17 protein-coding genes and 1 pseudogene are annotated in these 22,245 nt (G+C 72.2%); 12 read left to right on the forward strand and 6 right to left on the reverse strand.

The features are described from left to right. The first annotated feature begins 5 nt into the window (after positions 1 to 5). Entirely contained in the window at positions 6 to 1,259 is a 1,254-nt protein-coding gene (locus AC5677_RS13480) for a 6-phospho-beta-glucosidase (protein ID WP_497195275.1), read from the forward strand. Then, positions 1,250 to 2,242 (forward strand): N-acetylglucosamine kinase, encoded by a 993-nt coding sequence (locus AC5677_RS13485; RefSeq protein ID WP_497195276.1) that lies wholly within the window; start codon positions 1,250 to 1,252, stop codon positions 2,240 to 2,242. Before AC5677_RS13480 ends, AC5677_RS13485 begins: the two co-directional genes overlap by 10 nt. 329 nt (positions 2,243 to 2,571) lie before the next feature. Here the strand turns inward: AC5677_RS13485 and AC5677_RS13490 are convergent, their stop codons facing one another. The 3 genes from AC5677_RS13490 to AC5677_RS13500 form a co-directional block, all read right to left on the reverse strand. Further along, on the reverse strand, positions 2,572 to 2,862 hold the full coding sequence (locus AC5677_RS13490) for a hypothetical protein (protein WP_497195277.1): 291 nt from the start codon (positions 2,860 to 2,862) through the stop codon (positions 2,572 to 2,574). A 553-nt stretch (positions 2,863 to 3,415) separates the two neighbouring features. Next, on the reverse strand, positions 3,416 to 3,763 hold the full coding sequence (locus AC5677_RS13495; protein ID WP_497195278.1) for a hypothetical protein: 348 nt from the start codon (positions 3,761 to 3,763) through the stop codon (positions 3,416 to 3,418). 158 nt (positions 3,764 to 3,921) lie between these two features. Further along, positions 3,922 to 4,629 (reverse strand): FadR/GntR family transcriptional regulator, encoded by a 708-nt coding sequence (locus AC5677_RS13500; RefSeq protein WP_497195279.1) that lies wholly within the window; start codon positions 4,627 to 4,629, stop codon positions 3,922 to 3,924. 478 nt (positions 4,630 to 5,107) lie between these two features. Between AC5677_RS13500 and AC5677_RS13505 the strand changes: the two genes are divergently transcribed. The 10 genes and pseudogenes from AC5677_RS13505 (at position 5,108) to AC5677_RS13550 (ending at position 19,319) form a co-directional block, all read left to right on the forward strand. Beyond that, positions 5,108 to 6,538 carry a GlnX family signal transduction membrane protein gene (locus AC5677_RS13505; protein WP_497195280.1) on the forward strand — a complete coding sequence of 477 codons (1,431 nt, stop codon included), beginning with the start codon at positions 5,108 to 5,110 and terminating at the stop codon, positions 6,536 to 6,538. A gap of 32 nt (positions 6,539 to 6,570) precedes the next feature. Beyond that, positions 6,571 to 7,608: a glutamate ABC transporter substrate-binding protein gene (locus AC5677_RS13510; RefSeq protein ID WP_497195281.1), complete on the forward strand. Its 1,038-nt coding sequence runs from the start codon at positions 6,571 to 6,573 to the stop codon at positions 7,606 to 7,608. Positions 7,609 to 7,814: 206 nt separating this feature from the next. Then, positions 7,815 to 9,179: a hypothetical protein gene (locus AC5677_RS13515; RefSeq protein WP_497195282.1), complete on the forward strand. Its 1,365-nt coding sequence runs from the start codon at positions 7,815 to 7,817 to the stop codon at positions 9,177 to 9,179. After that, positions 9,176 to 11,755 carry a serine/threonine-protein kinase gene (locus tag AC5677_RS13520; protein WP_497195283.1) on the forward strand — a complete coding sequence of 860 codons (2,580 nt, stop codon included), beginning with the start codon at positions 9,176 to 9,178 and terminating at the stop codon, positions 11,753 to 11,755. Before AC5677_RS13515 ends, AC5677_RS13520 begins: the two co-directional genes overlap by 4 nt. 1 nt (position 11,756) lies before the next feature. After that, the gene (locus tag AC5677_RS13525; protein ID WP_497195284.1) at positions 11,757 to 13,268 is read left to right on the forward strand and encodes a PP2C family protein-serine/threonine phosphatase; all 1,512 of its coding nucleotides are present in this window, start codon (positions 11,757 to 11,759) and stop codon (positions 13,266 to 13,268) included. Positions 13,269 to 13,812: 544 nt separating this feature from the next. Further along, positions 13,813 to 15,225, forward strand: coding sequence for a hypothetical protein (locus tag AC5677_RS13530; RefSeq protein ID WP_497195285.1), 1,413 nt, complete (start codon positions 13,813 to 13,815; stop codon positions 15,223 to 15,225). After that, complete coding sequence (locus AC5677_RS13535; RefSeq protein WP_497195286.1) at positions 15,222 to 16,928, forward strand: outer membrane protein assembly factor BamB family protein; 1,707 nt, start codon at positions 15,222 to 15,224, stop codon at positions 16,926 to 16,928. Before AC5677_RS13530 ends, AC5677_RS13535 begins: the two co-directional genes overlap by 4 nt. 91 nt (positions 16,929 to 17,019) lie before the next feature. After that, positions 17,020 to 17,182, forward strand: a pseudogene (locus AC5677_RS13540) (hypothetical protein); the annotation flags it as partial. A 103-nt stretch (positions 17,183 to 17,285) separates the two neighbouring features. Next, positions 17,286 to 18,806, forward strand: a complete 1,521-nt coding sequence (locus AC5677_RS13545; RefSeq protein ID WP_497195287.1) for an FHA domain-containing protein — start codon at positions 17,286 to 17,288, stop codon at positions 18,804 to 18,806. A gap of 108 nt (positions 18,807 to 18,914) precedes the next feature. Beyond that, positions 18,915 to 19,319: a globin gene (locus AC5677_RS13550; RefSeq protein ID WP_497195288.1), complete on the forward strand. Its 405-nt coding sequence runs from the start codon at positions 18,915 to 18,917 to the stop codon at positions 19,317 to 19,319. 60 nt (positions 19,320 to 19,379) lie between these two features. Here AC5677_RS13550 and AC5677_RS13555 read toward each other — a convergent pair whose 3' ends face one another. From AC5677_RS13555 to ettA, 3 genes are read right to left on the reverse strand one after another with little or no spacing between them, the layout of a single operon-like run. Then, positions 19,380 to 20,114 carry a DUF8010 domain-containing protein gene (locus tag AC5677_RS13555; protein ID WP_497195289.1) on the reverse strand — a complete coding sequence of 245 codons (735 nt, stop codon included), beginning with the start codon at positions 20,112 to 20,114 and terminating at the stop codon, positions 19,380 to 19,382. Further along, the gene (locus AC5677_RS13560) at positions 20,111 to 20,545 is read right to left on the reverse strand and encodes an acyl-CoA thioesterase (RefSeq protein ID WP_497195290.1); all 435 of its coding nucleotides are present in this window, start codon (positions 20,543 to 20,545) and stop codon (positions 20,111 to 20,113) included. Before AC5677_RS13560 ends, AC5677_RS13555 begins: the two co-directional genes overlap by 4 nt. A 5-nt stretch (positions 20,546 to 20,550) precedes the next feature. After that, a complete protein-coding gene (gene ettA, locus AC5677_RS13565; RefSeq protein ID WP_497195291.1) occupies positions 20,551 to 22,215 on the reverse strand; it encodes an energy-dependent translational throttle protein EttA in 1,665 nt (554 codons plus the stop codon). Between the last annotated feature and the right edge of the window lie 30 nt (positions 22,216 to 22,245).

A 22,245-nucleotide genomic window follows, 5' to 3' on the forward strand; every position in this document is an offset into this window, starting at 1 on the left:
GACATATGAAGCTCGCAGTGGTCGGCGGCGGCTCGACCTACACCCCCGAACTCATCGACGGCTTCGCACGGTTGCGCACGGCCCTGCCCGTGGACGAACTCGTCCTCATCGACCCGGCCGCCGACCGGCTGGAGCTGGTGGGCGGCCTGGCCCGGCGGATCTTCGCCCGGCAGGGCCACGGGGGCCGCATCTCCTGGACCGGCGACCTCGACAGCGGCGTCGACGGCGCCGATGCCGTACTCCTGCAACTGCGCGTCGGCGGGCAGGACGCCCGCAACCAGGACGAGACCTGGCCGCTGGAGTGCGGCTGCGTCGGCCAGGAGACCACCGGGGCGGGCGGGCTCGCCAAGGCGCTGCGCACCGTCCCCGTCGTCCTCGACATCGCCGAGCGCGTACGGCGCCGCAACCCCGGCGCCTGGATCGTGGACTTCACCAACCCCGTCGGCATCGTGACGCGCGCACTGCTCACCCACGGCCACAAGGCCGTCGGCCTGTGCAATGTCGCGATCGGCTTCCAGCGGAAGTTCGCGAAACTGCTGGGCGTGGCCCCGGAGGACGTCGAGCTCGAACACATCGGCCTCAACCACCTCACCTGGGAACGGGCCGTACGCGTCGGCGGCGAGGACGTCCTGCCCCAGCTGCTCGCCGCACACGGCGACGCCGTCGCCGACGACCTGCACATGCCGCGCTCCCTGCTGGACCGCCTCGGCGTCGTGCCCTCCTATTACCTGCGCTACTACTACCAACACGACGACGTCGTACGGGAGCTGCGCAGCAAACCCTCCCGTGCGGCGGAGGTCGCGGCCCTCGAACGGCAGCTGCTGGCCATGTACGGCGATCCCGCCCTGGACGAGAAACCGGAGCTGCTCGGCAAGCGCGGCGGCGCGTACTACTCGGAGGCGGCGGTGGCACTGACCTCCTCGCTGCTCCGCGACACCGGCGACGTCCAGATCGTCAACGCGTTCAACAACGGCACCCTGCCCTTTCTCCCCGACGACGCGGTGATCGAGGCGCCGGCGGCGGTGGACGGAACGGGCGCGGCACCGCTTCCGGTACGCCCCCTGGAACCGCTGTACTCCGGGCTGATCGCCAACGTCACCGCCTACGAACACCTCGCCCTGGACGCGGCGCTGAAGGGCGGACGGGACCGGGTCTTCGCCGCGCTGCTCGCCCACCCCCTCATCGGCCAGACCCGCTACGCCGACCGGCTCACCGACGCACTGATCGCGCACAACCGGGAGCACCTCACGTGGGCCTGACCCGTACGGCGCTCGCCATCGACGCGGGCAACAGCAAGACGGATGTGGCGCTGGTGACCGCGGACGGCAGGGTGCTGGGGACCGCCCGGGGCGACGGGTTCCGGCCGCCGGCGGTGGGCGTCGGGCGGGCGGTGGACGTCTTCGCGCCGCTGATCGCATCCGCCCTGGCGCAGGCGGGGACGGCGGGCCCGGTCGATCATCTCTCGGCGTACCTCGCCAACGCCGATCTCCCCGTCGAGGAGGCCGGTCTGACCGCGGAGATTGCCGGCCGCGGCTGGGCCCGCACGGTGACCGTCGGCAATGACACCTTCGCGTTGCTACGGGCGGGTCTGCCGGACGCCGGGGAGCGGGTCGGGGTCGCCGTGGTGTGCGGGGCGGGCATCAACGCCGTGGGGGTCGGCCGCAACGGGGCCACCGCCCGCTTCCCCTCCGTCGGGCGGATCTCCGGCGACTGGGGCGGCGGTTCCCATCTCGCCGACGAGGCCCTGTGGTTCGCGGCCCGCGCCGAGGACGGACGCGGCGAGCCGAGCGACCTGGCACGCGCGCTCCCCGCCCACTTCGGCCTGACCACCATGCAGGAGCTGATCGAGGCGCTCCATCTGCGGGGCATCCCCGACCGCCGGCGTCACGAGCTCGCACCGGTGCTGTTCGGCGTCGCCGCGGCCGGGGACACCGTCGCCCGCAGCATCGTGGCCCGCCAGGCGGAGGAAGTCGTCCTCCTGGCGACGGTCGCCCTGAGCCGCTTGGACCTCCTCGCCGAGCCCACGCCGGTCGTCCTGGGCGGCGGCGTCCTGGCGGCCCGTCACCCACTGCTCGACGACCGCATCACCCAACTCCTCACGGAGCGCGCCCCGAAGGCCGTACCCCGTGTGGTGAGCGCACCCCCGGTCCTGGGCGCGGCCCTGCACGCGCTGGACCGGGCGGGGGCGGACGCGGGGGCGGATGCGGGGGCGTACGAGCGGCTCCGGGCGACCTGGGGGTAGGGGGTCGCTTGGTGGATCTGGATCATCGGGGCGGGCGGTCTTGGTTCGGCCGGCTCTGGATCGGCTAGCTCTGGATCGGCTAGCTCTGGATCGGCCGGCTCTGGATCGGCTGATCTCGGCTTGGCCGACCAGGGTCCGGCTGGTCCCGGTCCGGCCGGTCCGGCCGGTCCCGGCTTGGCTGCTCCCCGTCCGGCCGCGTCCGGTCCGGTTGAGCATGTGGGGACGGCGGGCGTTCCCTTCGGGTCGGCGCCGCTGCGCCGTGCGGTGTCCCCGCTCGGATGCCCCGCCGCGCGCCCGGTCTCACCTGGCGCGCGGCGGGGCGTGGGTCATCAGCGAAAGCTGGTGGAACCGAAGACGCCGGTGCCGGCGCTGCCGCCGAAGTCACTGCCGGAACCGTTGAAGCCACTGCCTGCGCCATCGAGCATGCCGCCGGGCATGCCGCTGCCATTGCCGCTGCCGCTACCACTGCCGCTGTCCCACATGTTGTCCGCGACGGTGCCGCCCCCCAATCCGGGCGTCGAGCTGCGGCTCCCGTCGTCGTCCGCTGCGGCCATGCCCGCGCTGCCGAGTACCGCGGTGGAGGCCAGGAGGGCGGTCGCGAGGAGAGTTCGGATACGCATGCTTTGCTCCGTTCTTCAGGGGTAGGTGAGTTCACGTTTCAGCAAAGACATGCACGAGGACCCTTTCCAGTACGCCCCATTGAACCGAAATGCACCCGATGGACGGGTAGTCCGCGATCGGCACACGGTGCGGCGGTCCTCGGTCCTGCCACGTGCCGCACTCCTGAACGCCCGCAGGAAGCGCCTTGGGGCCCCGGGGCCCTCCCCCCCCCACCCCCACCCCACTCCCTACCGCCGCACCCGCCACCCATCACCCATCACCCGCCGCCCAGCACCCTTCACCCATCAACCACCAGTCACCGGCCACCGGCCACCGGCCACCGGCCACCAGCCACCAGCAGCCGGCCACCAGCAGCCGATCACTGCCGATCGGCTGCCGACGAGCGACGGGTGACGGCCGATCACCAGCGGTCGGCGGGTGGCCACCGACGGGCGACAGTCGGCGAACGGCGGGCGACAGCGGCCACCGATGGGACGCGGCTCAGCCACCACTCGCCCCGACCCACCGCAGCGACCCGCCTACCCCACACTCACCCCACACCCACCCCGCCCCTCACCCGCCCATCACGCGCGCCCACCCCACCTGAACGCTGTGTCCGCGGTGTGTTTCCGTGCGGCCGCCCGGGACGAGCACGATGTCGGCGACGCGGGTGGGATCGTGGCCGCGGCTGGGGCCGCGGTCGCGTTCCGTGACGACCGTGACGTAGTGGTCGGTGTCGTTGATGACGAGGGCGGGGCCGCCGTCCCGGGGATGGTCGATCGGATAGTGACCGCTGGGGTCGATGTAGGTCGTGGCGCCGATGGTGAGGAAGCCGCTGGCCGGTGGGGTGTGGCCGGGGGCGGCGGAGCCGGTTGTCGTCGCGGCGGCAAGGGGTCTGAGGAGTTGTGTGATGCGTCGCATGAGGGGCCTCCGATACGCCGGGCGCGGGGCAAGCCGCGCCGGTCACCGACTCGATGAAGCAGCTTCGTCACTTAGAGTAGTCAGTGCGAGGCGTGTCGGACAGCGGCGCGCGGGAGCGAAACGGGGGGCGTGCGAGAGGCCGTACGCGCCGCGGCCGGTCAGTCGTCCAGCGGGAGGGCGAGGTCCCGTACATGCCCGGCGAGCAGGAGGACCGCGGCGTCCACGGCCGCCTGCGGGTCCTGGGCGCGGATCGCGTCGACGAGGCGGGCGTGCGGGTCGGTCGGGGCCGCGGTGGCGGTGTCGAGGCAGGCGGCCCGGCGCAGTTCCGCGCGGAGGGCGGCGCTGAGGGAGCGGTAGATGTCGGCGAGTACGGGGTTGTCGCCGGCCTCGGCGACCAGGATGTGGAACTCGGCGTCGGCGGCGGTGAAGGCGTCGCTGTCGTGGGCGGCGAGCGCGGCGCGGCGGCGGGCCAGGGCGGCCTCGATTCCGGCGAGTTGTGCGTCCGTACGGTGCTTGGCGGCCTGGCGCGCGGCGACGACGTCGAGGCCTTGGCGGACCTGGGTGACATGGGTGAGTTCGGCGCGTTCCAGGCGGCGGCGGAGGGCCACGGCGCTGTCGTCGTCGGAGATCACGAAGGTGCCGTCGCCCTGCCGGGGTTCGAGGAGACCGGAGTGGACGAGGGAGCGGACGGCTTCGCGTACCGAGGCGCGGCTGACGCCCAGGGTCTCGGAGAGCGCGCTTTCGGGCGGGATACGGCTGCCCACCGGCCAGGCGCCCGTCACGATCTGGTCGCGGATCTCGTCGGTCGCGGTCTCCACCAGCGACACCCTGCCCTTGCGCACCGCTTCCACTCGATCACTCTCCATGAGGCAGGTCCGGGGTGACGGACCGGCGGTGGCAGGTCTCAGGTCACAGGTCACAGGTCACAGGTCGCCGGGTCATCGGCCGCGGGTGCGGTGCCCGATGCCGGGATCCCCTTGTCGGTTTCCCGAATCCGGTTTCCCGAGTCCGGTGCCCGATGCCGTTGCCCTGACCTCCGGCATCCGGCGTCCGGCCGTGTCAGGAGCAACTCTAGTGCCGGCCGGGCCGACGGCGGGGCCGGGGAGGCGGGGGCCCGGGAGCCGGGGCGGCGTGGGGCGCGATACGCACAAGATCGGGTCAATCGCGGTGTGGTTGTCCGCGGCTGCGGACATACTGCTGCCCGTGCACCAGTTCTCGTGAGCGCTCCCACCGGCGCCGCACGCGAGGGCCGGGCCCGGCGACGACCGAGGGGGAGGTTCTGTGTCGTCAACGTCGTCAACGTCGTCCGTATCGTCCACGTCATCCGTGTCGTCTGTGTCGTCCGTGTCGTCAGAGGAGTCCGTTGCGGCGGGCTCGGGGGCCCCTTCGGCCGCCGCGGGCGCGCCGGCCGGCGGCCGTCCGGAGCCCGGGGCCGGGCGCCGTACGGCATGGGCCGACGGGCTGGACGAGCTGCGTGCCGCGGCGACGACCGAGCCGGGCCGGCTGCGGATGATCGGTGCCGCGCTCGCGCTGCTGGTGCTGATGTTCGGCGGGGTCACGGCCTGGCAGATGTCCGACCGGGCGGCGGCCGCGGACGACGTCGTGGAGCGCAGCCAGCCGCTGAGTGCGGATGCGGCGAACATCTACCGGTCGCTGGCGGACGCGGACACGACGGCCGCCGGGGGGTTTCTGGCCGGCGGGCAGGAGAGCCGGGCGACCCGTGACCGCTACGCCGCCGATCTCGCAACGGCCGCGCGGCTGCTGGTCAGGGCGTCGGCGAACACCCGGGGTTCGGACGGGGCCGATGCGCAGATAGCCAAGCTGAACAGCGCCCTGCCGCGGTATGCGGGACTGGTCGAGACGGCGCGGACCAACAACCGGCTGGGGCTGCCGCTCGGTGGTGCCTACCTGCGGTACGCCAACGAGCGGATGCGGACGGAACTCCTGCCCGCCGCCCGCGCGTTGTACGACGCGGAGAACGACCGGCTGGCGGCGGACTACGCCGCGGCAAAGGCCCGGCCGTGGTGGGCACTGGCGGTCGGGGTGTCGGCCATCGGGGCGCTGGGGTGGGCGCAGCGGCGGAATTACCGGCGGACGAACCGGGTTTTCAACAGGGGGCTGGTGGCGGCGACGGCGGCGTCGGTGGCCGTGCTGATGTGGCTGGTGGCGGGGCATGTGATGGCGCGGTCGGGCCTGAGCGATTCGTATGAGAGCGGGGCGCGCTCGCTGCGGGTGCTCAATGAGGCGCGGATCGATTCGCTGCAGGCGCGCGGGGACGAGAATCTGACGCTGGTGGCGCGGGGGGCGGTGCTGACCGGCGGTCAGCAGGATTTCTACGAGGCGGGCTTCCGTACGGGAATGAAGGACCTGGTGGGCGCGGGCGCACGGGGGGCCGCGTCGGCCGGCAGCAGGCTGGGGACGGCCCTGGCGCTGGCGGACGACGAGGCGGGGCGGCGGCCGGTGCGGGATGCGCTGACGGATGTCCGGCAGTGGCAGGCGCGGCATGCCGAGGCCCGTGCGGCGGACGTCAGGGGTGACTACGACCGGGCGCTGGCCAAGGTGATCGGCGGGGACCGGCCGACCCGGGAGTCCTTCGACCGGGTGGATGCCGCGTTGCGGCGGGCGCTGGCGCATGAGCAGACGGAGTTCCGGTCGGCGGCGGACGGCGGGCGGGCGGCGCTCGGCGGGCTGGCGGTCGGGGCCGGGGTGCTGGCGGTGCTCGGCGCGGTGGGTGCGGTGCTGGGTGTGGCGCGCAGGCTGTCGGAGTACCGGTGAGGAGCCTGGTGAGGAGGCCTGGTGATGGGGACATGAGGCCGGGTGACGAGGGCCGGCGGAGGCGCGCGCGGGTCCTGGTGAATCTGCGTGCCGCGCTGGCTCCCGTTGCGGCGGGCGTGGGGGTGATGGCGGTGGCCGCGGCGGTGCTGGTGCCCGCGTTGGGCGGTGAGGGGCTCGAGGGTGCTCCGGCGGGCGGGGAGCGGGCCGTGCATCGCGCGGCGGGTCCCTGGACGTCGCAGGCGGCGCCCGACGGGGCGCGGTGTACGGCGGAGAACGCCGCGCAGAGCCTGCGGCCGTCGCCGGACGACGGGCCGGCGGTGGCGCGGATCAAGAAGAAGGGCCAGCTGGTCGTGGGGGTGGACCAGAACACGTACCGCTGGGGGTACCGCGATCCCGGCACGGGCCGGCTCAAGGGGTTCGACATCGATCTGGCGCGGGCGATCGCCGAGGACATCCTGGGGCCGGACGCCAAGGTCGTCTTCCAGGCGGTGCCGACCAATCAGCGGATCCCGGCGCTGCGGAAGCGCACGGTGGACATGGTGGTGCGGACGATGACGATCAACTGCGCGCGCAAGGAGCAGGTGGCGTTCTCGACGGCGTACTTCCAGGGCGGGCAGCAGGTGCTGGCGCCCAAGCGGTCGTCGGTGACGGCGTTCGACGATTCGCTGCGGGGCAAGCGGGTGTGTACGGCGGCGGGTTCGACGGGTGAGTCGGAGCTGATGAAGCAGCGGCACGGCGCGAAGGTGCTGACGGTGGCCAATCAGCTCGACTGTCTGGTGCGGCTGCAGCTCGGGCAGGCGGACGCGGTGGTGACGGACAATGCGCTGGCCGCGGCGCAGGCGGCGCAGGATCCGACGGTGGAGCTGAAGGGCAGGCCGTTCACGGACGAGCCGTACGGCGTGGCGATGAACAAGGACGACACGGATCTGGTGCGGCGGGTCAACAAGGTGCTGGACGACTACCGGGGCGGCGGGGGTGCCGACAGCCCCTGGATGCGGTCGTACCGGACGTGGCTGCGGGCCGATCTGCCGGGGATATCGGGGCCGCCGGCGCCGGAATACAGCGACTGAGGCGCGCGTACGGCGGCCCGGAGGCGCGTACAGGGCGAGGCGGCGCGCGGCGCCGGAGGCGGCGGGCCGGGGCGGCGGCCGCGGTAGATCGCCCCAAGGAGCGGCGGTTGCCGTCACTATGGGGGGAAGGAGGGGAGGGAGCAGTCCACCGAGCGATCCAGGCGCGCCAACCACCGTGCGCCGTATGCGTATTGGAGAGGTGATCAATGGGGGTCCCTGGGCCCTGCCCCGGTTCCACGGGGAGGCATCCTGCCCCGGTGCTGGACCGGGAGGAGGTGGATCGCGCCCTGGCCCGGCTCGGTGCCGAGTACGAGGCGATAGAGACGTCGCTGCTGGCGTTGCAGGATCATGCGGGACGCCGGCTGCTGGAGGGCGCCGATCTGTCCGGCACCACCAAGGAGCGCTGGGCCGCCACGGAGCGGTCCATCACGGTCCTGTGGTCGCTTTTCGATACCTACACCGAGGCGTTGGCGTCGGCGCGGCAGCTGCGGGCGCGGCGCCAGTGGCCGTCGCCCGGGGATCTGGTGGAACTGTCGGAGCTGTTGTACGCCGGGGTGACGGTGTCCGGGGTGACGGTGTCCGGGGAGGCCTCGGCGGACGACGAGGCGGAGGGCGGCCGCGAGGGCGGGCCGGCCGGGCCGGGCGAGCGGCTGACGCTGGCGGAGCTCGTCGCCCGGATCAACGGCCTGTACGCGGGGTCGCTCGATGTGATCGTCGCCGCGGACGCGGTGTGGTCGGCGCTGCCGGCCCGGATAGATCTGCTGGCGGCCGAGCTGCGGCGGACGCGTTCGCTGGCGCACTCGGTGGGGGTGCGTCCCGGTGAGCATCCGGCGGGTGACGATCTGGAGCGGATCACGGACGAGCTGGCGCGGCTGCGCGGCCATGTGATCGCCGATCCGCTGGCGTTCTGGGTGTCGTCGTCGACGGGCAGTGCCGCGCCCGGTGGCGGCCGTCCGGACACCGGGCGCTACGACCGCGCGGCGCGCGCCCTGGAGGACGTCCGGCGGGAGATCGAGGCGGTGCTGGACGTCCGGCAGGACGCGGAGCGGCGGCTGATGCAGCTGCGCGATGTGCTCTCGCGGGCCGATCGCACGCTGACGGAGGCGCGGCAGGCCCGCGGCGAGGTGCTGGCGAAGATCGCCGCGTCCGAGGTGCCGGCGGTCAGCGGCCCGTCGACGGCGCTGCACGAGCAGTTGGCGGCGGCCGCGGACTACCGGAGGCGGGCGCAGTGGCACCGGCTGTCGCCGCTGCTGGAGAGCCTGGAGGAGCAGGCGGAGGACGAACTCCACCGTGCCCGTGAGTCGTTGACGGCGGTGACCGCTCCGCTGGCCGTGCGGGCCGAGCTGCGCGGGCGGCTGGACGCGTACAAGGCGAAGGTCGCCCGGCACGGCATGGCCGGGGATCCGCTGCTGCTGGAGCGGTACGACGCGGCCCGCCGGATGCTGTGGAGCGCACCGTGTGATCTGCGGGCGGCCGAGCAGGCGGTGTGGCGTTATCAGCAGGCGGCGGCCGAGGTGCTGGTGCCGGAGCTGCGGGACCGGGAGCGGCCGGATGGCAGGGGGGACGTGTGACGGAGGGGGCCAACGACCGCTGCCAGCGGCCGGACTGCACGGGGCGGTACGAGGACGTCGGCGGCGGCGAGCTGTACTGCGACGTCTGCGGGCTGGCCCCGGTGGTCTCGGCGGACGGGCTGCTGTCGTCGCCGCCCACGGCGCTGACGGGGCGGGTGCCGGCGGGCGGGGACGGTTCGTTGCCCGCGCCCCGGGGGTCCGGCGCGGTCCGTTCCGGCTCCGGCCGGCCGTCGCGGTCGCTCGCCCTCGGTGCCGCCGGTCACGGCGATGACGGTGCCCGTGACGGTGACGACGACGGCGGCGGCGGCGAGGCGACGCGGGCCATGCCGGCGCCGGCCGCCTCGGTGTCGGTGCGCGGCACGGACGGCGGCGCGGGCTCCGCGGCGTCGGGGGCATCGAGGCCGTCGGGATCGTCGGGGTCGGCGGGGTCGGCGCGCGGGCGGCTGGGTGCGGGTCTGGTGGCGATGCCGCAGGTGCCGCGGCCCGATCCGGGCGCCGCCGTACTGGAGCACCCGGAGGTCCCGGAGCGGAAGCGGTTCTGCAGCCGTGGCGACTGCGGGGCGCCGGTGGGGCGGACGCGCGGCGAGGATCCGGGCCGTACGGAAGGGTTCTGCACCAAGTGCGGCCATCCGTACAGCTTCGCGCCCAAGCTGCGCCCCGGTGACATGGTGCACGGCCAGTACGAGGTCGTCGGATGTCTGGCGCACGGCGGGCTCGGGTGGATCTATCTCGCCATCGACCGTGCGGTCGCCGACCGGTGGGTGGTGCTCAAGGGCCTGCTGGACACCGGCGACGAGGAGGCGCTGGCGGTCGCGGTGTCCGAGCGGCGGTTCCTCGCCGAGATCGAGCACGCCAACATCGTGCGGATCTACAACTTCGTGGAGCATCTCGACCAGGCGACGGGCAGCCTGGACGGCTACATCGTCATGGAGTACGTCGGCGGGAAGTCGCTCAAGGACATCGCCAACGAGCGGCGTACGCCCCAGGGGCGGCGCGATCCGCTGCCGGTGGAGCAGGCCTGCGCGTACGGCATCGAGGCGCTGGCGGCGCTCGGTGATCTGCACCGCCGCAACCTCCTGTACTGCGATTTCAAGGTCGACAACGCCATCCAGCAGAACGACCAGCTCAAGCTGATCGACATGGGCGCGGTGCGCCGGATGGACGACGACCGGAGCCCGATCTACGGCACGATCGGCTTTCAGGCGCCGGAGATAGCCGAGCTGGGCCCTTCGGTGGCCTCCGACCTTTACACCGTCGCCCGCACGCTGGCCGTTCTCACCTTCGACTTCCAGGGCTATACGAACGTCTTCGCGGACTGCCTCCCGGACCCGGAGCACATCGAGGTGTTCCGCACGTACGAGTCCTTCTACCGGCTGCTGGTGCGGGCCACCGATCCGGACCGGGCGCGCCGCTTCGCGTCCGCGGAGGAGATGGCGGAGCAGCTGACGGGTGTGCTGCGGGAGGTGGTGGCGCTTCAGTCGGGCGAGCCGCGGCCGGCGCCCTCGCAGCTGTTCGGGCCGGAACTGCGCGTGGTGGACACGGAGTTGGTGGCGGCGGAGGGGGCGGGTTCGCTGCTGGGTGCGCGGGGGCGGGCGCCGGCGGGGCGGGCCGTGGCGCCCGGCGGGCCCGTGCTGCGGCCCCTGGACACCGCGGGTGCCGCCCTTGCGCTGCCGGTGCCGCGGGTGGATCCGGGCGATCCCAACGCCGGTTTCCTGGCCGGTCTGCTGACCCTCGCCCCGGCCGAGCTGCTGCCCGCGCTGCGTTCGGCGCCCGGCGACTCGCCGGAGCTGCGGCTGCGCGAGCTGCGGGCCCGCCTGGAGACGGGGGACGGCCCGGCCGCGCGGGGGCTGCTGGATGCCCTCGTGTCGGAGCCGGGTGCGCGGTGGGGCGGCGACTGGCGGGTGGGGTGGTACCGGGGGCTGGTGTCGCTGGCCGTGGGGGACCGTGAGGGCGCCGCGCTGTCCTTCGACGCGGTCTACGACGCGTTCCCCGGCGAGCCGGCGCCGAAGCTGGCGCTCGCCGTGAGCGCGGAGCTGCTGGGGCAGTGGGACACCGCCGCGGAGTGCTACCGGCTGGTGTGGACGGCCGATCGCGGCTTTGTCAGCGCGGCGTTCGGGCTCGCCCGGGTGCGGCTGGCGGCGGGGGACCGCGGCGGAGCGGTCGAGGCGCTGGAGTCCGTACCGGAGTCGTCCATTCACTGGACCGCGGCGCGGATCGCGGCGGTCCGCGCCCGGCTGCGGCAGCGCCCGCCGGCGGACCCGCTGCTCGATGATCTTCGGGCGGCCGCCCAACAGGTCGCGGGGCTCGCGGAATTCGGACTGGACGCCGGGCGCCGCGAACAACTGACGACCGAGGTACTGGGCAGCGCCCTGGACTGGGTACTCTCCGGTAGCCACGGTGCCCCGCCCGACGCTGCACGGCGGCCGCCGCTGCTCGGCTGTGCGCTGGACGAGCGCGGCCTGCGGTTCGGGCTGGAGAGGTCGTACCGCCTGCTGGCGCGGCTGGCGCAGCGTGGCGAGGAAAGGATCGAGCTGGTGGAACGGGCCAACCGTTTCCGCCCCAGGACGTGGGTGTGACATGGGTGTGACTGGGCCGTCCCGCTGCCGGAGCTGCGCGGAGCCGCTCGATGCGGGGGACAATTTCTGCGGACGGTGTGGCGCGGACCAAGCGGTGCCCGCCGCTTCGGGGTACGGGGCGGTCCCGCCGCCGCCCTCGTACGCGCCGACGGTCGGGGTGCCGCAGGCGGTGCCGGCCGGGCCGCCGCCGCCGGATCCGACAACGCGGATTCCGTTCGAGGAGATTTCGGGGGCGGGCGATCCGGGTGCCGGGGGTCCGCTTCCGGGTGGTCCCGGCGACCGGCCCGTCGATCCCCGTGTCGCCGGGTACGAGGTGGTGGCCGATGCCGCGGCGGGTGCCGCCGGAGCGGCGCGGGCTCCCGGTGCGGCGTCCGGCGGGGCGGCCGCCGAGAAAGCCGGAGCGAAGGCCGCCGAGAAAGCTGGAGCGAAGGCCGCAGGGAAAGCCGGAGAGGAAGCGGGAGAGGAAGCGGGAGAGGTGACGGGAGAAGAGAGGGGAGCGCCGGCGGGAGGGGCGGCCGGCGACACCGCCGAGGACGCCCCGCAGGCCCCCGAGGTCCCCAAGACCCCCGAGGCCTCCCCCGACGAGACCTCCGAGCCGCCCGCCGACACGCTCCAGCTCTGCGCGTCCTGCCACGCCGGCGCCCTGGACGCCGACGGCTACTGCGACCACTGCGGCCGCGCCCAGCCCCGTAACCGCGACCACATGGAGCGGGAGCTGGCGGGCTTCGCGGCCGTCAGCGACCGCGGGCACCGCCACCACCGCAACGAGGACTTCTTCGCCCTGCGTTCCATGACCCTGCCGGACGGTTCGCCCGCCGTGGTCGCGGTGGTCTGCGACGGCGTCTCCTCGGCGACCCGGCCGGACGAGGCGTCCCAGGCGGCGTCCGAGGCCGCGGGCGAGGCGCTGCGGGCGTCGCTGCCGCACGGCACGCATCCCCAGCAGGCGATGCACGACGCCATCATGGCGGCCTCGGCGGCGGTCGACGCGCTGGCCGACGACCCGTCCCTCGCCCATGACGAGCACCGTCAGCAGAACGCCCCGGCCTGCACGTTCGTCGGCTCGGCGATCGGCGGCGGGCTCCTGACGGTCGGCTGGGTCGGCGACAGCCGCGCGTACTGGATCCCCAACGACCGCACGGCGCCCCCGGCCCGGCTCACCGAGGACGACTCCTGGGCCGCGCAAATGGTCGCCAACAACCTGATGTCCGAGGCGGAGGCGAACGCCGACGAGCGGGCGCACGCCATCACGGGCTGGCTCGGCGCGGACGCATACGAGGTCGAGCCGCACACGGTGACGTTCAAACCGGACGGCCCCGGCGTGGTGGTGGTGTGCACGGACGGCCTGTGGAACTACGCCGAATCCGCCGCGCAGATGGCCGCCGTGCTGCCGGTCGATGCGCCCACCCGGCCGCTGGATGCCGCGCGGACGCTGGTCACGTACGCCCTCGACGGCGGGGGCCACGACAACGTCACGGTGGCGGTGGTGCCGTTCGCACCGCCCGCGGGCGGGTAGGACGACGGCCCCGGGCGGCCGGGACTCCGTGACGGCCGCCCCTCCTCCCCCGGCAGCACCCCAACACACGTATATCTGGCATATAGCAGGCAGTCTCGCCCCAGGGCTGACCAGCGCGTACCTCGCTTGTAAAATACGCGGCAGCAGTAACGGGGAGTGGTCGCGAGTCGCTTGACGATGGTGGCCAGTGGTGTGCCTGCGGCACTCGGACGCGGCACCCAATCATGTGCCGACGACTGCCGGCCTCAACTCCCGCGCGGCGCTCGGCCCGGCCGACGTCCGCGCGGAAGGTGTCTCCAGGTCTGCCCGCGTGCGCAGCAGTTCGGCGCCGTGCCACCAATCCGTGTCCGAAAGGAAGCAGATGTCGTACCCTCCGCAGCCCGGAGGGCCGGGCGGCAGCAACGCGTACGGACAGGCGCCCCCGCCGTCCCAGCCTCCAGGCCCGCCCCCCATGTCTCCTTATGCGCCTCCGGGTCAGGGCCCGGCACCCCAGGGCGGCCCGTACGCGGCGCAGCCCTGGCAGCCGCAGGGCGGCGGTCCACAGATGCCGCCCCCGCCGCCCCCGCCGTCCGGCGATGACAACAAGGGGCTGAAGCGCGCGGTCATCGGCGTGGTCGTCCTTGCCGTGCTGGCGGTCCTCGGCATCGGCGGAGTGGCGATCGTCAAGGGCATGGGCGACGAAGAGCTGCCCACGGCCGCCGGCGGAGACGGGTCCAAGGGGCAGTTGCTCAGCGAAGCTGACATATCCAAGCTGCTGGACGGGCGGACCAAGGCCCTGATCAACTCTGACGAGGATGCCTTCCTCGCCCCGTTCTCGGGCGCCGCGCGCACAAAGCAGAAGAAGATCTTCAAGAACCTGGTCAAGGTGCCGTTCGCCGAAGTCGGGTATCGCGTCAAGAAGCAGACCGGCACGGGCGACGACGATTACGGGGACGGTGCGACGGTCGCACTCGATGTGGCTTTCGTCCACAAGATCAAGAATGTGGATGTCCAGCCGGTTTCCGAATGGTACCGATGGATCGTCAAGCGGAAATCGAAGAGCGACAAACCGTCCATCACGAAGGTGGGCGGATCACCGTCCGCTTACGGGGCGAAGGGGTATGTCTTTTACCCCGCACCGTGGGATGCCTATGACGACATGATCGTCAAGAGTCAGCCGCATTCGGTCATCATCGGCGACAACAAGAACGCGGCCCAGCTGAGCCGGGTCGCCCCAACCATCGAAAAGGCGGCCGCCGACGACGTGGCGTACTGGGGCGCGAACCCGCCGACCACGGCGACGACGCCCAAGTCGTTCGCCGTGATCGTGGAGCCCGATCGCAAGAAGTACAAAACGCTGTACACGAGCGACCAGAAGGACGTCGGCTGGGACGCGGGGATGAGCATACCCATGCCGATGTACACCGGGCCGTATGAGGATTTGGGGGACAGGCCGACGTTTGGTGGCGCCCGGATCAAGATCGACGCCAGCTCGGGCTATTTCAAGGACAGCGACTGGCAGCGCGGAGTGGCACAGCTCTCCCACCATGAGATCGCGCATGCCATGGTGCAGCCGATCGACAAGGGCAACCACAGCTTCCTCTCGGGGGCCAAGGGCGGCCCGCGCAATTGGGTGGAAGAGGGATTCGCCGAGTACGTCGCCTTCCACTTCGACCCGAAGGCGGGCGCGGACAAGATGCGATACGCGTTCCAGGGCCGGAAATTCGACAACAAGCTGCCGGATGCCGAGGACGAGTTCGGCTCTTATCCGCACACCGTCGGCATGGACTACTCCCTGAGCTATCTCGTCATGAAGTACATCGAGAAGAAGGGCGGCGAGGCAGCAGTCCTGAAGTTCGTGGCGGACCACTACCAGAACCCCAAGAAGCTGGACCAGCAGTTGCAGACGGCCACGGGCCAGAGCGGCGCCGCGTTCGAGAGCAGCTGGGCCAAGTACGTGAGGAGCGTGGTCCGATGACGGGCAACGGCATCCCCGGCCCGCCCGGCGGGCCGCCGCAGAATCCGCCCCCGGGCTCCGGCGCGGTGAATTGGCAGAAGGCCGCACCGCCGCAGGCTCCCCAGCAACAGCCGCAGCAGCAGTTCCCTCCGCAACAGCAGCAGTTCCCTCCGCAGCAGCAGCCGCAGCAGGGATACGGCTACCCGCAGCAGGCGGCCGCGCCTCCCCAGGGATACGGCGCCGTACCGCCTCCGGGCCAGCAGCAGTACGGCGGAGGCCAGCAGCCCCCGCCACCGCCCGCGGCGCATGGCCCATACCCCGGCCAGGCCGCCCCGTACGGCGCTCCGGCCCCTGCATCCCCGGCGAAGAAGGGCAAGACCGGCCTGATCCTGCTGCTGGTCGTGGCGCTCCTGGTGCTGGGCGGTGCCGGTGCCGGCGCCTGGTTCCTGCTGTCGCCGTCCGTGGACGAGAACGTGCTGTGGTCGCAGCCCGGTTACAAGGGCAAGATGCCTCCCGGCGAGACCGTCCAGCAGCTCGACGGCACCTGGACCACCGACAAGACCCTCATTCAGGCCCTTCCCGACGGTGTGAAGGCGTACGACCTCGCCACGGGCAAGCGCCTGTGGGCGACGCCGCTTCCGGGTGACAGCAACGTCGCCTGCTCCGCGCCGCGTCAGTCGGACGGTGACATCGGGATCATCGGGTTCGGTGACAACAAGGCCTGCAACAACATCGCCGCGTACGACCTCAACACCGGCAAGCAGCTGTGGACCAAGGAGCTCAAGAAGCAGCCCAAGCCCAAGCCCAAGCCGGGCGCCGACGACCGGTTCAAGCCCGGTGGCGTCGAACTTCCCTGGAAGACGGCCTTCTTCACCCGCTCCGGCGGCGCCGTGATCTCGCAGGGTTTCGGCGGCATGCAGGCGCTCAAGGCCTCCGACGGTTCCTTGATGTGGAAAACGGCGCCCACCGCCAAGTGCGACACTCCTTCGTTCACCGGCGGCAAGGTCCTGATCCGGGTACGCGCCTGCCACACCAAGCGGGTGCTCGGTGTGCCGTACGACGAGGTCTCCCGGGTCGATCCCGAGACCGGCGAGGCCATGTGGACCCACACCTTCCAGCCCGAGAGCAAGGACGAGCTCGACGCCGGGATGGTCACCGGTCAGGTCGTCAGCACGGACCCGATCGTGCTGCAGCTGAACCGCCAGGACATGGGGCTGATCAGCCTGGACAAGGAGACGGGCAAGATCCACAGCCGTTTCTCCCCCAAGGAGCCCGCCAAATACGTGCAGACCCACAGTCCGGACGGGTCGCCGTGGGCGGAGGCCGCGGCCTTCGGCAAGACCTTCGTCATGAGCGTGGTGGAAGGCAACAGCGAGAACCTGCTGGCCGCCTACGACCTCGACAGCGGCAAGCTGCTGTGGAAGACCAAGCCGGACAAGTCGAAGGACTACCACCTGCTGCCGGGCACGGACGGCGGCAAGATACTCGCCTACGTGCGCATCAACGGCAATGACAAGGGCCCCGAGCTCGTCGAGTACAACCCCAAGACCGGTACCCCGCGCACTCTCGTCGAGTATCCGGAGAGAGTCGCCGACGGCATCAGCCTCCACCTCATGCCCACGGTGCGTGACGACACGATGTACCTGACGGCCATCCCCGACCGGACGTTCAACCCGTTGGAGTCGTACGGCATCATCGCGCTCCGGATGTCGCAGCCCCAGTAGCTCCGCTCGGCACCCACACGCCGCCGTGCCCGCCCTTTGCGGTGGGCGCGGCGGCGGCGTTGTGTGGCGTATCGGATATCAGACGCCCTATGCCCGCAACTCGGGAAAGGCGGACACTACGAAACTCCTTGCGAAGGTGGGTGGGCGCCGTCGATGCGGCGACCGGTACTGTGCGACTGAAGGCGAAGGTGTCCGACGCGGACCAGATGACTCTCGGGACGCGCAGGACGGAAACCGTTCGCATGACGCAATAGCCGAAGAATTAACCGAAAAACAGCTCACTACCAGTACCGATAATTACCAACCTGTACTGAGAAGTGCGACCGGAAGTAAAGGTACGGAGGGGGAAGAACCGACATGCCGACCTGCCCGAACGGTCACCAATCGGTGGCCGAAGACTGGTGCGAGGTGTGCGGCCACAGGATGGCGGGCGCTGTCCCTCCGCCGCCCTCCCTGCCTGCGGGGTTCCTGAACACGCCGCCCAGCCAGCCCACCGGCCAGCCCGGACCGCCGCCGCCCCAGCAGCAGGGCCCGCCGCCCGGTATGCCCGGCCCCGATGCGCCCGGCCCCGGTACGCAGGGCGGCTACGGCTTCCCGCCGCCGGCGCCCGGCCCCGGCCCCGCCCCGGGTCCCGGCACGCAGGGCGGCTACGGCTTCCCACCGCCGCCGGGCATGCCCGGCCCGGGTGCGCCCGGCCCCGGCATGCCCGGCCCCGGTATGCCCGGCCCCGGTATGCCCGGCCCCGGTATGTCCGGCCCCGACCCGTCCGCGCGGCCCGAGCCGTGCCCGCAGTGCGGTACGCCGCGGGAGGCGAATGCGCCGTTCTGTGAGAACTGCCGCTACAACTTCCTGACCCATTCCACGACGTCCCCGGCGTCCTTCGCCCCACCGCCCGGTATGCCCGGCCCCGGCACGCAGGGCGGCTACGGCTTCCCGCCGCCGGCGCCCGGCCCCGGCCCGGGTCCCGGTACGCAGGGCGGCCAGGGCGGCTACGGCTTCCCGCCGCCCGCACCGCAGCAGCCGCAGCCGCAGCCGTTCGAGCAGCCACAGCCGTTCGAGCAGCCGCAGCCGTTCGAGCAGCAGCCCGGCCCGTACGACCCGCAGCAGCCGCAGCAGGGCCCGCCGCCCGGTATGCCCGGCCCCGGCATGCCCGGCCCCGGCCGGCCCGGTCCCCCGCCGCCGCAGCAGGGCGACGACTGGACGCTGAACCCCCCGGGCGCGCAGCAGGCCGCGGCCCCGCCGATGGCACCGCCGGCGCCCGGCCCCCAGGCCCCGTTCGAGCAGCAGCAGCCGCCCGCGCCGTTCCCGCCGCAGCAGCCGGGTCCCTACGACCCGCAGCAGCCGCAGCCGTTCGAGCAGCAGCCCGGCCCGTACGACCCGCAGCAGCCGCAGCAGGGACCGCCGCCCGAGCAGCAGTGGAACGGCGGCCCGGGTCCCGCGGCGCCGCCGCAGGGTCCGGCCCCGGTCGTGGGCGACGGCTGGGTCGTCGCCATCGCGCCGGACCGCGAGTACTTCATGGCGATGATGGGCCGCAGCGGCCCGGAGGCGGCCGGGCTCAACCTGCCCTCGTACTCCCCCGAGCAGGTGCTCCCGCTCACCAACGGCCAGATCGCGATCGGCCGACGCCGCAACAGCACCGGTGAGGCCCCGGACGTCGATCTGGGCCGCCCGCCGGAGGACCCGGGCGTCTCGCACCAGCACGCGCTGCTGGTGCAGCAGCAGGACGGCAGCTGGGCGGTGGTGGACCAGAACTCCACCAACGGCACGACGGTCAACCTCGCCGAGGACCCGATCCAGCCATATGTGCCGGTGCCGCTGCATGACGGCGACCGGGTGCATGTCGGTGCCTGGACGACGCTGACCATCCGCCGGGGCTGACCCGCGGAGCACCGGATGCGGGGGCGTGGCCAACGGGTCACGCCCCCGCATTGCGTCCGCTGTCCTCCGCCCTGAGTCCTGGGCCGCCGCGTCTGACACCATGGACGGGTGAACAAGATTCCGCGCGGCACGCTTCAGGAGCAGACCTTCTACGAACAGGTCGGTGGCGAGCAGACCTTCCGTCGGCTGGTGCACCGCTTCTATCAGGGCGTCGCCGAGGACCCGCTGCTGCGGCCGATGTACCCAGAAGAGGATCTGGGTCCGGCCGAGGAGCGGCTCGCGCTGTTCCTGATGCAGTACTGGGGCGGTCCCCGTACCTACAGCGACGGCCGCGGCCATCCCCGGCTGCGGATGCGGCACGCGCCGTTCACCGTCGACCGGGCCGCGCACGACGCCTGGCTGCGGCATATGCGCGATGCCGTCGACTCCCTCGACCTCACCGAGGAACAGGAGACGACGCTGTGGAACTACCTCACCTACGCGGCCGCCTCGATGGTCAACACCGCGGACTGACGCCGGACCGGCGGCCGGCCGGCCGCCGACGGGCCGGGGCGCGCAGGGCGGGTGGGGCCCTCAGACCGGAGTGACCGAGATTCCCGACAGTCCGGTCAGCCCGGCCGGGCCGCCGGTCCGTACGGCGATCGATCCGTAGGGGGTGCTCAGCCGCAGCCAGCCGGACGCGGCGAGCAGGGACGGCCCGTGCTCGGGCCGCGAGGCGAGGGAGCCGTGCGCGGCGGCCCCGCCGGCGAACGCCGCCGAGCGCGCGGGCCGCAGGAAACCCAGCGACTGCGCGGCGTGCGCGGCGCGCAGCGGCAGGTGGGTGTCCCCCAGGGTCCGCGACCAGATCTCCCGGCCGATACGGTCCCGTTCGCTGCGGGTGCGGTGCTGCGGGGGCAGCTCCGCGTCGCGGGTGCGGAATTCGGCGACCGCGCCGGCCACCGCGCGCAGCAGGGCCTCGGGCGCCGGCAGCCCCGGTACCCGTCGCCAGCCGCTGCGGGGCGGCAGCAGTCCGGCCCATGGCGGGCCGGTGACGGCGGCGGGCACGCTCAGCACGCCCTCCGCCGACGCCTCGACGCCTTCGAGGAGTTCACCGGCCGAGACCGTGACGTCCAGGGTGACCGTCTCGTCGGCGAGCCGTGCCGTACGGATGGCCAGCACCTCGAAGGACGGCGGGCGGCCGAAGACGGCGAGCACCCCGCCGCGGGCCTGGAGCCGTACCGCGGCCGCACGGTCGTAGTGGATCAGCCGGCCGAGGAAGGCGGCGAGATCCGCCGCCTCCCCGGCATCGGCCAGACGCAGTGCCGTCATCGGGCGACGGCCCCCTCCTGATGCGAGGCGTCGTCCAGGAACTCCTTGAGGATCGCCTTCTCCTCCGCGGTGATGCGGCGGGGGCGCTCCTGCGCGAAGTCGAACGGCACGACGACGGTCGAGGCCCTCAGGTAGAGGGTCTCTTCGTCCTTGACCTCGTACGCGATCGTCATCGACGCGGCACTGATCTTCGTCACCCACAGCTCGATGGACACCGGGGAGTGCCGGTGCACCAGCTGCCGTACGTAGTCGATCTCGTGCCGCGCGACAACCGATCCGCCCGTGAACGACGGGCTGCCGTCCCCCGGCGCCAGCCGGCGCATGAAGTCGATCCGCGCCTCTTCGAGGTAGCGGACGAACACCGCGTTGTTGACATGGCCGAACGCGTCCATGTCCGACCAGCGCAGGGGGCAGGAGTAGAGGTGTCGCACGGCGGTCAGCCCCGGGTCAGCTTCTTGTACGTCGCGCGGTGCGGGCGGGCCGCGTCCGCACCGAGGCGCTCGATCTTGTTCTTCTCGTACGACTCGAAGTTGCCCTCGAACCAGAACCACTTGGAGTCGCCCTCGTACGCCAGGATGTGCGTGGCGACGCGGTCGAGGAACCAGCGGTCGTGGGAGACGACCACGGCGCAGCCCGGGAACTCCAGCAGCGCGTTCTCCAGCGACGACAGGGTCTCGACGTCGAGGTCGTTGGTCGGCTCGTCGAGGAGGAGGAGGTTGCCGCCCTGCTTGAGGGTGAGCGCGAGGTTGAGGCGGTTGCGCTCACCGCCGGAGAGCACACCGGCCGGCTTCTGCTGGTCCGGGCCCTTGAAGCCGAACGCGGAGACATACGCCCGCGAGGGCATCTCCACGTGGCCGACGTTGATGTAGTCCAGCTCGTCGGAGACCACGGCCCACAGGGTCTTCTTGGGGTCGATGTTCTCGCGGCTCTGGTCGACGTAGGAGATCTTGACGGTCTCGCCGACCTTGATGTCGCCGGAGTCCGCGGTCTCCAGGCCCTGCAGCATCTTGAACAGCGTGGTCTTGCCGGCGCCGTTGGGGCCGATGATGCCGACGATGCCGTTGCGCGGCAGGGTGAAGCTCAGGTCGTCGATGAGGACCTTCTCGCCGAAGGCCTTGTTGAGCTTCTCGACCTCGACGACGATGCTGCCCAGGCGCGGGCCCGGCGGGATCTGGATCTCCTCGAAGTCCAGCTTCCGCATCTTGTCGGCCTCGGCGGCCATTTCCTCGTAACGTGCCAGACGGGCCTTGGACTTGGCCTGCCGCCCCTTGGCGTTGGAGCGGACCCACTCCAGCTCTTCCTTGAGGCGCTTGGCGCGCTTGGCGTCCTTCTGGCCCTCGACCTTGAGACGGGTCTGCTTGGTGTCGAGGTAGGTGGAGTAGTTGCCCGGGTAGGGGTGGGCGCGGCCGCGGTCCAGCTCCAGGATCCACTCGGCGACGTTGTCGAGGAAGTACCGGTCGTGGGTGACGGCGACGACGGTGCCGGGGTACTTGGCGAGGTGCTGCTCCAGCCACTGCACGGACTCGGCGTCCAGGTGGTTGGTGGGCTCGTCGAGGAGCAGCAGGTCGGGGGCCTCCAGCAGCAGCTTGCACAGCGCGACGCGGCGGCGCTCACCACCGGAGAGGTTGGTGACCGGCCAGTCGCCGGGCGGGCAGCCCAGCGCGTCCATGGCCTGCTCGAGCTGGGTGTCCAGGTCCCACGCGTTGGCGTGGTCGAGGTCTTCCTGGAGCTTGCCCATCTCCTCCATCAGCGCGTCGCTGTAGTCGGTCGCCATCAGCTCGGCGACCTCGTTGAAGCGGTGGAGCTTGCCCATGATCTCGGCGGCGCCGTCCTGCACGTTCTGCAGCACGGTCTTGGACTCGTCGAGCGGCGGCTCCTGCAGGAGCATGCCGACGGTGTAGCCCGGGGAGAGGAACGCGTCGCCGTTCGACGGCTGCTCAAGACCGGCCATGATCTTCAGCACCGTGGACTTACCGGCGCCGTTGGGACCCACGACACCGATCTTTGCGCCCGGCAGGAAGCTCAGCGTCACGTCATCAAGGATGACCTTGTCGCCGTGCGCCTTGCGCGTCTTGCGCATCGTGTAGATGTACTCAGCCAAGAGAAACCGTCCGGCAGTTTGGATCTATCA

Source organism: Streptomyces sp. JLSY215, assembly GCF_059682825.1.

Excerpts from the sequence above, each read along its gene's own strand:
- AC5677_RS13490 (WP_497195277.1), bottom strand. The coding sequence starts at position 2,862 with ATGCGTATCCGAACTCTCCTCGCGACCGCCCTCCTGGCCTCCACCGCG.
- AC5677_RS13510 (WP_497195281.1), top strand. The coding sequence starts at position 6,571 with ATGAGGCCGGGTGACGAGGGCCGGCGGAGGCGCGCGCGGGTCCTGGTG.
- AC5677_RS13530 (WP_497195285.1), top strand. The coding sequence starts at position 13,813 with ATGCCGCCCCCGCCGCCCCCGCCGTCCGGCGATGACAACAAGGGGCTG.
- AC5677_RS13525 (WP_497195284.1), top strand. The coding sequence starts at position 11,757 with ATGGGTGTGACTGGGCCGTCCCGCTGCCGGAGCTGCGCGGAGCCGCTC.
- AC5677_RS13480 (WP_497195275.1), top strand. The coding sequence starts at position 6 with ATGAAGCTCGCAGTGGTCGGCGGCGGCTCGACCTACACCCCCGAACTC.
- AC5677_RS13500 (WP_497195279.1), bottom strand. The coding sequence starts at position 4,629 with ATGGAGAGTGATCGAGTGGAAGCGGTGCGCAAGGGCAGGGTGTCGCTG.
- AC5677_RS13535 (WP_497195286.1), top strand. The coding sequence starts at position 15,222 with ATGACGGGCAACGGCATCCCCGGCCCGCCCGGCGGGCCGCCGCAGAAT.
- AC5677_RS13495 (WP_497195278.1), bottom strand. The coding sequence starts at position 3,763 with ATGCGACGCATCACACAACTCCTCAGACCCCTTGCCGCCGCGACGACA.
- AC5677_RS13545 (WP_497195287.1), top strand. The coding sequence starts at position 17,286 with ATGCCGACCTGCCCGAACGGTCACCAATCGGTGGCCGAAGACTGGTGC.
- AC5677_RS13515 (WP_497195282.1), top strand. The coding sequence starts at position 7,815 with ATGGGGGTCCCTGGGCCCTGCCCCGGTTCCACGGGGAGGCATCCTGCC.
- AC5677_RS13555 (WP_497195289.1), bottom strand. The coding sequence starts at position 20,114 with ATGACGGCACTGCGTCTGGCCGATGCCGGGGAGGCGGCGGATCTCGCC.